Here is an 11,721-nt window from a genome sequence, read left to right as displayed (position 1 = left end):
GGATCGGAGGCCCACCGCGGGAGGGGTTGCGGGAGCCTGATGGGGGGTTTCGATAGCGATACCGATACCGATAGCGATACCGATACCGATAGCGATACCGATAGCGATAGCGATAGCGATAGCGATAGGAAAAGCGAAGATGAGGATCTGATGAAGCCGTTCTACATCACCACTCCCATCTACTACGTCAACTCGGACCTGCATCTGGGGCATGCCTATACCACCGTGCTGGCCGACGTGTTCACCCGCTACCACCGGCTGCTGGGGCGGGAGGCCTTTTTCCTGACGGGCGACGACGAGCATGGCCAGAAGGTGCTCGAGGCCGCCCAGCGGGAGGGGATCGGCCCCCAGGAACTGTGCGACCGCATGTCCCTCCGCTTCCGCGACTTGTGGCGGCGCCTCGAGATCCGCTTCGACCACTACATCCGCACCACCGACCCCGGGCATGTGGCGCTGGTGCAGACCCTCCTCCAGCGCCTGCACGACCGGGGGCACCTCTACGCCGCCGATTACGAGGGGCAGTACTGCGTTCCCTGCGAGCGCTACTTCACCGAAAAGGACCTGGCGGCGGGCAATTGTCCCGAATGCGGGCGGCCCGTCCAGCTGCTCACGGAGCGGAACTGGTACTTCCGCATGTCGGCCTTCCAGGACTGGCTGGTGGGCCACATCGAGGCCAACCCGGACTTCATCCTGCCCCACAGCCGCCGCAACGAGGTGCTGGGCTTCCTGCGGCAGCCCCTGCGCGACCTCTGCATCAGCCGCAACAAGGAGCGCATGAGCTGGGGCATCGAGCTGCCCTTCGATCGCGACTTCGTCTGCTACGTGTGGGTGGACGCCCTGATCAACTACTTGACGGGGGCGGGCCTGGGCCATGACCCGGAGCGCTTCGCCCGCCTCTGGCCGGCCAGCGTCCATCTCATCGGCAAGGACATCCTCACCACGCACTGCGTCTACTGGCCCACCCTGCTCAAGGCCCTGGACATCGAGCCGCCGCGCAGCTTCCTCATCCACGGCTGGTGGCTGATCGGCGAGCAGAAGATGTCCAAGAGCGTCGGCAACGTGGTCAAGCCCCTGGATCTCATCGAGCGGGTGGGAGTGGATGCCTTCCGCTTCTTCCTCATCCGCGAAATGGTGCCCTGGAACGACTCCTCCTTCGGCCCGGACCTGCTGGTCAAGCGGATCAACACGGACCTGGCCAACGACCTGGGCAACCTGCTCAGCCGCGTGACCAACCTGGCCGGACGGCATTTCGCGGGAAGTCTGCCGCCGGCGCGGGGCAAGACCGGCGACGGCCAGCTCAGGCACGCGGCCGAGGCGCTGCTCTCGGCCCTTCCGCCGAAGCTCGACGGGCTGGACCTGCACGGCATCGTCGACCAGGTCTTCGGCCTGCTGCGCCTGGGCAACCAGTTGATGGAACAGACGGCGCCCTGGAAGCTGGTGAAGACCGATCCCGCCGCCGCGGGGGCCGTCCTGGCCGATGTGGCGGAGACCCTGCGCCTGGCCGCCTGCCTGCTTGCGCCGGTCATGCCCGGCTTGAGCCCGGCCCTGCTGCGACGCCTGGGGGTGACAGAACAGGCCGGTCCGGACCAGCTGGCCTGGCGCGAGGAGGGCGTCGGCCTGATCGTGCATGGCGAGCCGCTGGTGCCGCGCATCGACGAGGAGGCCTTTCTCGCCAACCTGGCGAGACCTGCCCCGGCCCCATCCGCGGACCCGGTCCCGCCCGCACCCGCGGCGGCGCCGGCCGGGACGACTCCAGGCGGGGACGCCCTCATCTCCTTCGCCGAGTTCGGGCGCGCCCGGCTGGTGGCGGCGCGCATCCTGACGGCCCAGCGCGTCCCCGGCGCCGACCGCCTGCTCACGCTGGAGATCGATTGCGGGGAGGCGAGCCCCCGCACCATCGTGGCGGGCATCGCGGCCGACCATGCCCCCGGGACGCTGCTTGGGCGCATGATCTGCGTGGTGGCCAACCTGGAACCGGCCCGCATCCGCGGCGTGGCCAGCCAGGGCATGCTGCTGGCGGCCAAGGGTCCCACCGGGCTCTGCCTGCTGGATCCTGGCCCCGTGCCGCCGGGGACGCCCATCGGTTGATCCCGCCCGACCCGGCCCCATGGCCGGCAGCTTGCGGCACGGACCCGTGCCGCCGGGGACGCCCATCGGTTGATCCCGCCCGACCCGGCCACTTCTCCATGCTACTGGCCCTAAGACCCTTCCCGCTGCCGCCCGGCCCCATTTCCCCCTCCCGGATGCCGATAAAGCGGTGGATGACCGCCCTTCACCTTGAAGCCGGGAGCGCGCCGCCATGAGGACCGAAATGATCAGCCCCCTCCTCCAGCAGCTTCTCCAGCGCAGCCGAGACGGCTGCCTCCTCCTCGAACAGCGCATCGTGCTGGCCAACCAGGCCTTTCTCGACCTCTGCGGTTGCAGCCTGGCAGACCTGGCGGGCCGGGAAGCGCACAGCGTGGTGGACGCCTTGCCCGCTCCGGGGGAGCGGCGGAAGCTGGCCCTGCGCACGCCCGACAGCACCCTGCCGGTGGAGGGCGAATGCCTGACCGAGGACTCCCTGCTTCTTCTGATCGTCCAGGATCCGGCCCGGCCGGACAGCGCCCAGCTGGCTGAACGGCTGCAGGCCATCCTCGACATCTCCCGGCGCATGGCTGGCGCCGTGGACATGAACGAGCTGATGCAGCAGATCACGCGGGCCTGCCACCATCTGGTGGAGGCCAACAACACGACGATCTACGGCCTCCACCCGGAGGGCGACCGCCTGGTTCCCCTCTACACGGACGACCCCCACTACGCCGATCTGACAATGAACTTCGAGATCCCCGTCGGCACCGGCCTCACCGGTCACGTGGTGCAGACGGGCCGGGCCGCCATCGTCAACGATCCGGCCACCAGCGGGATCGTGGTGCAGGTCCCCGGCACGCCCGACGAGATCGACGAGGTGCTCATGAGCGTGCCGCTCATGACCGGCGAGCGGGCGCTGGGGGCGGTGACGATCACGCGGCCCATCACGCGGCCCTTCAGCACCGGCGACCTCGAGATCATCAGCATCCTGGCTGGTCAGGCCTCCGCCCTGCTGGCCCAGGCGGAGCTGGTCCGCCTCATCGCCGAATCCGAGCGTCAGTTCCGCTCCCTGGTCGAGAACGCCGACATCGGCCTCTTCCGCATGACCGCCGAAGGCGCCCTCATCGGGGTCAACCCCTACATCTGCCGCGTGCTGGGCCTGGCCAGCGGGGTCGATGTCTCGCCGCGCCGGGTTTGGGGCAGCGAGCGCGAACACCTGGCCTTCCTCGAGCGGCTGAACTCCGAGGGATCGGTCACCGACGCCCCCGTCACCACCATGCGCTCCGACGGCCGCCTGGTGGAGCTGCTCATCTCGGCTCGGCGCGTGCCCGGCCAGAGGGAGATCGAAGGCAGCCTGCGGGACGACACGGAGCGTCGCCGGCTGGCGCTGGAGAGCGTGGCCCGCCTGGGCTTCCTGGACAATTTGCTGGCGCAGCTGCAATTGGGGATGGTCATCCTGGACCCGGGCGGACAGGTGCGCCAGCACAATCCCGCCTTCGCCCGCCTGACCGGCGGCGATGACCGGACCGGGGAGGAGCACGCCTTCTTGCGCCTGCGCCGCCAGATGCCCGAGGTGGAGGCCCTGTGGCAACGGGCCCTGCGCCGCGAGGCGGCCCGCGTCGAGGAACTGGCGATGCCCCCCGACTGCTGTGGCGACGGCGGCCTGCGTCACATCTCGGTGGCCACGGTGCCGGTCAGCAACCAGTCGGGCGTGCTGACGGACGTGGTCTTCCTCTTGGAGGATGTGAGCGAGCGCCGCGCCCTGCGCACCCAGCTCATCCAGAGCCAGAAGATGGACTCGGTGGGCAGCCTGGCCGGCGGCCTCGCCCATGGCTTCAACAACATCCTGGCCGGCATCCTGGGCAACACGGGCCACCTGCGGCGGCTGACCGGGGAGATGGCCGGCGCCTGCGGTCCCCTCGACACGATCGAGCGGGCGGTGGGCAGCGCCGCCCAGTTGACCCGCCAGCTGCTTGGTTTCGCCCGCCTGGGCGAGGAGTCGATGGAGGCCCAGGACATCAACACCACGCTGGGCCACTGCCTGGACCTCTTCCGGCGCGGGCTGAAACCGGATGTCCGGCTGGAGGAGGAGCTGGGCTCCGGCCTGTCCAGCGTCAAGGCGGACACGGTCCAGGTGGAGCAGGCCGTGCTCAACCTGCTGCTCAATGCGGCCGATGCCATCGGGGAACAGGGCACCATCACTCTGCGCAGCCGGTTGCGGGCGGCGGAGGCGGGCTCCACCGACAGGGCCGCCTGGGTGGAGGTGGAGGTGCAGGACACCGGTTGCGGCATCCCGGAGGTGCTGCTGCCCAAAATCTTCGACCCCTTCTTCACGACCAAGGAGAAGGGGCAGGGCAGCGGCCTGGGCCTGGCCATGGTCTTCACCATCATGGAGCGCCATGGGGGTCGGGCCGAGATCCAGTCCCGCGTCGGCTACGGCACGCGCGTGCGCCTGCTCTTCCCGGTGGCGGCCGTCCGCGAGTCCTCCTCGGCCGCCGCGCCCCAGGACACGACCCAGGTTTGGATCGCCGACGACGACACGGTGATGCGGGACATGCTGCGCCGCATCCTGGAGAGCCAGCACTATCAGGTGCGCGCCTTCGACGGTGGCCCGGCCATGCTGGAGGCACTGCGCGAGGAGCCGGGGGCGCCCGACCTCTTCGTGCTGGACGTTCTCATGCCGGGGATGAACGGGTTGGAACTCTGCCACGAACTGGCCGGCCTGCGCCCCGATCTGCGCGTCATCCTCTGCTCGGGCTACACCCAGTGTCAGCGGGGCGAGCTGCTGGAGCTGCCCGGCGTGCGGGGCTTCATCGCCAAGCCCTTCACCATCTCGTCGATGGGATCCCTCGTCCGCCAGGCGCTCAACTAAGGACGCGGGCGAGGGCCTCCTCCAGCCTTGACACGCCGATGATCTCGAGATCGTCCCGGATCTCGCGCGGGATCTCCTCCAGGTCCTTCAGGTTGTCGCGGGGCGCCAGGATGGTGCGGATGCCCGCCCGGTGGGCAGCCATCACTTTCTCGCGCAGGCCGCCCACGGCCAGCACGCGTCCGCGCAGGCTGAGCTCCCCGGTCATCGCCACGTCGTGCCGCAGCGGCCGTCCGGCCAGCAGCGAGACGAGGCAGGCGGCGATGGCCACCCCCGCCGAGGGGCCGTCCTTGGGCGTGGCGCCTTCCGGGAAGTGCAGGTGCAAATCCAGGCCGCGGTGGAAATCCGCGGGGACGCCCAGCTGGACGGCGTGGCTGCGGATGTAGCTGAGGGCGATCTCCCCGGATTCGCGCATCACCTCGCCCAGGCTGCCGGTCAGGCGCAGGGAGCCGGAACCCGGCATCGCCCCCGCCTCGATGAACATGAGGGCGCCGCCGTAGGGCGTCCAGGCCATGCCGGTGGCCACTCCCACCTCGGGCGACCGGTTGGCCGTCTCGGGCTGGACACGGCGGTTGCCCAGCAGCGACCGGATCAGAGACCGCCCCGCCTTCAGGGCCGGCGTCTCGCCCTCCGCCACCCGGCGCGCCACTTTGCGCGCCACGGAACCGATCCGTTGCTCCAATTGTCGGACGCCGGCCTCGCGCGTGTACTCCTCGATGATGGTGCGCAGGCCCTCCGCCTGGAAGGAGAGCTGGCCGCGCGACAGGCCGCAAGCCTCCAGCTGGCGGGGCACCAGGAAGCGGCGGGCGATCTCGAGCTTCTCGGTGGGCAGGTAGCCGGGCAGTTGGATGACCTCCATGCGGTCCCGCAGCGGGGCGGGGATCCGCTCCAGCTGGTTGGCGGTGGCGATGAACATCACCTGGCCCAGGTCGACTGACACTTCCAGGTAGTGGTCGGCGAAGGTGTGGTTCTGGGCGGGATCCAGCACCTCCAGCAGCGCGGCGGCGGGGTCGCCCTTCACGTCCGCCCCCAGCTTGTCGATCTCGTCCAGCATGAAGACCGGGTTGAGGCGCCCCGTCTCGCGCAGTTTCTGCACGATGCGGCCGGGCATGGCGCCCACGTAGGTGCGCCGGTGGCCGCGGATCTCGCTTTCATCGTGGACGCCGCCCAGGGCCAGGCGGACGAAGCGCCGGCCCAGGGCCTCGGCGATGGATTTGCCCAGACTGGTCTTGCCCACGCCGGGCGGTCCCGTGAAGCAGAGAATGGGGCTCTTGCGGCCGTCGCCCGTCAGCTTGCGCACGGCGATGAACTCGAGGATGCGCTCCTTGACCTCCTCCAGGCCGAAGTGGTCGCGGTCCAGGATGCGCCGGGCGCGCCCCACGTCGAGGCGGTCCCGGTCATGGACGGTCCAGGGGAACTGCACCAGCCAGTCGACATAACTGCGCGCCACGCTGTACTCGCCCGAGGACTGGTTCATGCGCTGCAGGCGCCGCAACTCGCGCTGGCCGGCCTCGCGCACCGTCTCGGGGACGCCCGGCTGCTCGAAGCGCCGCCGCAGCTCCTCCAGCTCGGCCTGGGCGTCGTCATCCTCGCCCAGCTCGTGCCGGATGACCTTGATCTGCTCGCGGAGGTAGTACTCCTTCTGGTTGCGGTCCATGGCGCCGGCCAGATCCTCCTGGATCTTGCGCGTCAGCTCGGCCACCTCCACCTCGCGGCGCAACAGCTTGAGGGCCGCCCGCGCCCGTTCCGTGACGGACAGCTCGCCCAGCACCAGCTGGCGGTCCTCCACGCTGAAGCTCAGGTTGGCGCTGATCAGGTCGGCCAGATGGCCCAGCTCCTGCACCTGGCGCAGGTTCTGGCGCAGGTCATCGTTCACCCAGCTGTTGTGCTGGCAGTACTCGTCGAAGGACTTCATCAGCGCCTTGCGGTAGCTCTCCGACCGCACACTGACGCGCATGTCGTCCGCGTGCCGCTCCACATGCACCTGCAGATGGGGCGTGCGGCCCGCCATCCCGACGAAGCGCAGGCGCTCCACGCCGCGCAGGAGCAGGCCCATGGAGCCGTCGGGCACACTGAACATCTTGACGATCTGCACGGCCGTGCCCACGGCGGCGAGGCGTCCGTTCTCCTCGCTCTCCTGCTTGAGGAAGACGGCGAGCAAGCGCTCGCCCCGCAGCACGGCCTGGATGGAGCGGATCAGCCGTGGATCGCTCACCACATAGGGCAGGATGACGCCGGGAAAGACCACCACGTCGGTGACGGGCAGCAGGTTGAGCACGCCGGGCACGGCGGCGGGCAGCACCAGGTCGAGATCGTCGTCCAGATCGGTTCTCATCAGTTTGTCTCCTCCCCGTTGCCGGAGGCGGGTCCGCCGCCCCGGGGGATGCGCACCACCAGGAAGCCGTCGCGATAGGCGGCCGACACCTGCTCCAGCCTGAGACCGAGGGGGAGGGCGACGCGGCGCTCGAACTCGCCGGTGGCGATCTCCAGGGCCAGGACCTCCTCCCGCTCCAGTTCCACGGGTTCCCGCCGGCATCCCTGCACCACCAGCTCGTCCTCGCCGGTGGCCAGGCGGATGTCCTCCCGCCGGATGCCGGCCAGCTCCATCACCACCACCACTTCGCCCGGTCCCACCAGCACGTCGGCGGGAGGCCGGAAAGCCCCCGTGGCCGGCAGCTCCGGCCGGTCGCCCAGCAATTGAAGGAAGCGGCGCTCCAGGTCGGGATCCACGCCGCGGATCTGGTCCAGTTGACGCCGGTCGAAAACGTGCATGGGGCCTCCGGAGACGTTTGGCGCGGACCGGCACGCCGGCCCGCCCTCTCATGATCGGCTGGACGGCCGGTCAACTTCATCGGGGCGAAGGGCTGGCGCCTTGTTTCAGGAAGGGGTTGTCCCGCATGACCGGCAGCGGCCCGGCCTGCAGCCGCTCGAGCAGGAGCGCCTGCCACTGGCCACTCCGCCGGCGGTCGGCCAGGCGGAACTGGGCATCCTCCCCGGCGGGGAGGCCGAAGTGGCGCAGCAGGCCGGGCAGGATGCGGCGGCCCTCCTGCCAGTCCAGGTCGGAGGCCAGGGCGGTCAGCAGCTCCGTCAGATGCGCGGCTTGCTCCGCGGGCTCTGGCGCGGGCCGGCCCTGGCAAAGCGCGAAGATCCAGGGGGCGGAGAGGGCGGCGCGCCCGATGAGGACGGCTTCCAGGGCGGGATGGCGCTCCAGGGCAGCCCGGGCCGCCGGGGCGTCGCACAGGTCGCCCACCGCCCAGAGGCGCGGCCCGGTTCGCGGCAGACGATCGACCAGGCTCCAGTCCGGTGGCTCATGGTAGGCCCCGGCCAGGCTGCGGGGATGCAGGCAATACCAGTCCAGGCCCCGCTCGGCGGCCAGACCATGCAGGATGAGGAAGTCCTCGTCGCCCGGCCGGCGGCCGCTGCGGCATTTGACGCCGGCGGGCAGCCCCGCCGTCGCCAGCGCGTCCAGCAGGGAGCGCACCGTGTCCCAGTGCCCCAGCAGGGCGCTGCCGCAGCCCCGTTCCACCACCGGTCCGGCCGGACACCCCAGGTTCAGCTCCACGCCCTGGAAGCCCAGCTCACCCGCCCGCCGGACGGCGCGGCCCAGGATGCCGGCCTCGGCGGCGAAGAGCTGCAGGATCTGGGGTCCCGCGTCCTCCCCGCGATGGGCGCGCCGCAGGCTGCCCGCCGATCCGCCGGCCAAGCCGGCGGCGTCCACCAGGCCGGTGGAGGCGGCGCCGGCCCCCAGCCGCAGGCAGAGCGCGCGGACGCCGGCCGTGCTGAGGCCGGCCATGGGTGCCAGGAGAAAAGGTGAGGCGAGGACAAGCGGCATGGGGGAAGGTAGGGCCTGCCGCCTGTTCTCGACAGGGCACGGCGGAGGCAGGGCTTGGCAGGGGGCCTGGTATCTGTCTACGCCACGCCCTACTGGACCGTGCGGCAGACGCGGAAGCCCGCATTGTCATAGCCGTGGGTTGGCGAGGATTGGGCGCGCCACGAGCCGCGCATGTGGGCGTTGCTGAAGCTGTACCAGTGGCCATTGCGCAGCGCGCGGTAGTCCGTGCGGGATGGGCCCATGGGATCCGTCACCGGGGCTTCCGAACTGAGGAGTTCCACGTAATCGTTGCACCACTCCATCACATTGCCGCCCAGATCCTGGAAGCCCAGCAGCCTGTCGGGCTTGGGCCTTGGATGGGATTCGCGCCCAAATCGAGGCCGGTTTTTCGGAATTTTCGCAGGGCATACTGGTGGTCTGTTCAAGAAAATTGCGGAAGATCCGGGCCGATTGGGGCGATGAAGACCGCCAAGTGGCCAAGTCCGACGGGCTGCTAGCGCGCTGGTGCCCAGCGGATGCGATCCCACCGCCTCGGTCCATCCGACGCAGTAGCCGAGGTGGCGGTAGTTGACCCGCTCGCAGCTCGGCGTCTCGTTGCCCCAGGGGTAAATGCGCTGATCGCCAAAGCTCGCTGCCCGCTCCCATTCCGCCTCGGTGGGCAGGCGCCAGCCCTGGGCCGTGTAGGGATTGTGCACGGTGGGGTCGTGGTAGAACTCGTTGTTGTAGTGGGTGGGCAGCCCGCTGCGCAGGCTGAGCCAGTCGCATTAGGCGGCGGCGCCCATCCAGGTGACATACTTGACGGGGTGCTGGGCGGGATCGTAACCGTCGGGATAGGCGAAGCCGGGGCCTCGGATGTTGGTGTTGAGGGTGCCGGCGTGCAGGATGAAGTGGCCGGCCTCCGCGTCGTAGATGATCACCAGATCGTCATGGGTGGCGGCGCGCGCCACCGGCAGCAGCGGCATGCTGCCCAGCAGCACCCAGTCCATGTCTGTGGAAATGTCGTAGCCGATGGCCAGCCCGCCCTGTCCCCAGGCCCAGTTCAGCGCATCAAGGAATTCGGCGTTGGTGGTTTCCGTGCGGGCCAGCCAATAGTCGTGCGTCAGGGTCGCCTGGTGGAAGAGATTGCCATAGGCCCCGCTGCCCATCACAAAGGTGCCGGCCGGGACCTGCACCATCTCCGGCAGGGCTGATTCCGCCCTCTCCGTGAAGAGGCCCACCGGGCCTGGCCAGACCAGATCGACGCCGCAGCTGTCCACCAGGGCCACCTGCGCGGCTGCGTCCAGCCAATCCGCGCGACCCAGCACTCGATAAGAGGTGGCTCCGGGCACAGGATCCCAATTCAACTGGACGTGAAGGCTGTCGCCGACGCCGACGACCCGGACCTCCACCAGCGGCGCCTCCAGGGCTGCGACGCCGCGCAGACCCAGAACCGTCAGGCCAGCCATCATTCGGCAGGAAAGCATGGGATCCTCCAGTAACGACAGGCTATGGGCAAGACGACCGCGGCTGGGGCTCGGGCTATGGTGGAAGGACGCACGACCGTCTTGGATGAGTCGCGGCGGGATGCCTGATCATTCCAAGCAAAGGATGGACCAAGGGGCCGGGCAGGGGCGCAGCTTCGCCAGGCGAAGCCTTGGCGGCTTTCGTTGTCTTGGCTAAGATTCGGGCATGGACGAGAGGCGTGGTTTCACATTGTGCAGAATCGGGCAAGGCTGTTGGATGTTGAACACGTTCAGCGAAGGACCGACAGACCGCTATCGGCCGATCTCCAGCATCAGGCCCCGCACATGCTCCAGCGCGGCGTGCAGCTCCGTGCTGATCTCGGCCACGGTGTCCCCCCGGTTGGCGACCTGGCTGCGGCGGCACGCCTCGAGCACGGCCCAGGCCGGGTCCAGCTCGAGCTGCCAATGGTTGTCCTCGCCCAGGCAGCCCATCGCCCCGTCCTTGACCAGGTGGTTGGCCAGGCGCACACAGGCGACCAAGGGGGCGTGTGTCTCGTCGGGCTGGAAGCGGTGGTGGTGGAGGATGGCGGCGTGCAGGCTGTCCGGCAGCTCCCAGCGGGAGGCAAGCAGGGCGCCCACTTCGGCGTGGTCCAATCCCAGCAGCCGGTTCTCCGCCTCGAACTGCGGCAGGCCGCGCCGGTGGGACAGATCCAGGCAATCCCTGAACTCCGCGTGGAAATGCTGGTCGAGCACGACCTTGCCCACATCGTGCAGCAGGCCCGCCGTGAAGTCGACTCCATTGAAGCGCAGCTGGAAGCGGGCGGCGATGCGGGCGGCCATTTCACCCGTGCCCAACGAGTGCGCCCAGAAGTGTTCCTTGTCCAGGGTGCGCCCGCGGGCAAAGGCGTCGTTGAAGGAGCGCATGACGGAGATGGTCGTGACCAGCCGGTGGATCTCCTTGGCCCCGAGCAGGACCAGGGCCTGGTGGAGGCTGTCGATCTGGCGCGGCCGGCCAAAAAGGGCGCTATTGGCCAGTTTGAGGACGCGGGCCGTCAGGGCCGGATCCTGCTGCACAAGCGCCATCAATTCGTCCACGCTGTAGTCATCCTCGGCCAGCAGGCGCAGCATCTCGGACACGACGCGGGGCAGCGACGGCAAGGTGTCCAGTGTGGCGATGCGGTCGAGGATGCGCTGGCGCCGCTCATGCTCCAGCTTGCGGGATTCGATCATGCTTGGATCTCCATCATGGAGCGGATCATCGCCCCCAGCTTGCCCAGTCTGACGCGTTTGCGCGGAATACACTTTGGTGGCAGGGGAAGGAGGCCCACAGGGAGGAGGCGCTGTTGAAGCCGGTCATCATCACCACGGGCAGGCAGGCGGCGACCACGTCGCCCACCTCCGGCTCGTCCTTCACCTCCAGCACGCCGGGCGCCTCTGCCGACAGGGCGGCGATGCGCTCCAGGATGCGTCGACCCCGGGCGAGGCTGGACTTGCGTCTGCCCTTCACGCGG

Annotated in this window: 8 protein-coding genes and 1 pseudogene; 2 read left to right on the top strand and 7 right to left on the bottom strand. The window is 69.4% G+C overall.

Annotated elements, in window-relative coordinates; translation table 11 throughout:
• Positions 1-39: 39 nt before the first annotated feature.
• Positions 40-2,088: a methionine--tRNA ligase gene (gene metG, locus Q8O14_06250; GenBank protein MDP2360338.1), complete on the top strand. Its 2,049-nt coding sequence runs from the start codon at positions 40-42 to the stop codon at positions 2,086-2,088.
• 211 nt (positions 2,089-2,299) lie between these two features.
• Positions 2,300-4,939, top strand: coding sequence for an ATP-binding protein (locus tag Q8O14_06245; GenBank protein MDP2360337.1), 2,640 nt, complete (start codon positions 2,300-2,302; stop codon positions 4,937-4,939).
• On the opposite strand, the gene lon is transcribed toward Q8O14_06245, so the two are convergent.
• From lon to Q8O14_06210, 7 genes and pseudogenes are all read right to left on the bottom strand, one after another.
• Positions 4,932-7,271 (bottom strand): endopeptidase La, encoded by a 2,340-nt coding sequence (gene lon / locus Q8O14_06240; GenBank protein MDP2360336.1) that lies wholly within the window; start codon positions 7,269-7,271, stop codon positions 4,932-4,934. The two genes, Q8O14_06245 and lon, sit on opposite strands and share 8 nt — an antisense overlap.
• Positions 7,271-7,708: an Hsp20/alpha crystallin family protein gene (locus Q8O14_06235; protein ID MDP2360335.1), complete on the bottom strand. Its 438-nt coding sequence runs from the start codon at positions 7,706-7,708 to the stop codon at positions 7,271-7,273. Before Q8O14_06235 ends, lon begins: the two co-directional genes overlap by 1 nt.
• Positions 7,709-7,784: 76 nt before the next feature.
• Entirely contained in the window at positions 7,785-8,768 is a 984-nt protein-coding gene (locus Q8O14_06230; protein ID MDP2360334.1) for a tRNA-dihydrouridine synthase family protein, read from the bottom strand.
• Between the two features lie 89 nt (positions 8,769-8,857).
• Positions 8,858-9,295: an SUMF1/EgtB/PvdO family nonheme iron enzyme gene (locus Q8O14_06225; protein MDP2360333.1), complete on the bottom strand. Its 438-nt coding sequence runs from the start codon at positions 9,293-9,295 to the stop codon at positions 8,858-8,860.
• 66 nt (positions 9,296-9,361) lie between these two features.
• A pseudogene (locus Q8O14_06220) lies at positions 9,362-9,943 on the bottom strand (SUMF1/EgtB/PvdO family nonheme iron enzyme).
• Positions 9,944-10,522: 579 nt separating this feature from the next.
• A complete protein-coding gene (locus Q8O14_06215) occupies positions 10,523-11,440 on the bottom strand; it encodes an HDOD domain-containing protein (protein ID MDP2360332.1) in 918 nt (305 codons plus the stop codon).
• Positions 11,441-11,465: 25 nt separating this feature from the next.
• On the bottom strand, positions 11,466-11,717 hold the full coding sequence (locus Q8O14_06210; protein ID MDP2360331.1) for a hypothetical protein: 252 nt from the start codon (positions 11,715-11,717) through the stop codon (positions 11,466-11,468).
• Between the last annotated feature and the right edge of the window lie 4 nt (positions 11,718-11,721).

The organism is bacterium (genome assembly GCA_030685015.1).
Taxonomy (GTDB): Bacteria; CAIWAD01; CAIWAD01; order CAIWAD01; family CAIWAD01; genus CAIWAD01.
Note: the sequence above shows the minus strand (reverse complement) of the source record. Positions and strands in the feature narration are given on the sequence as shown.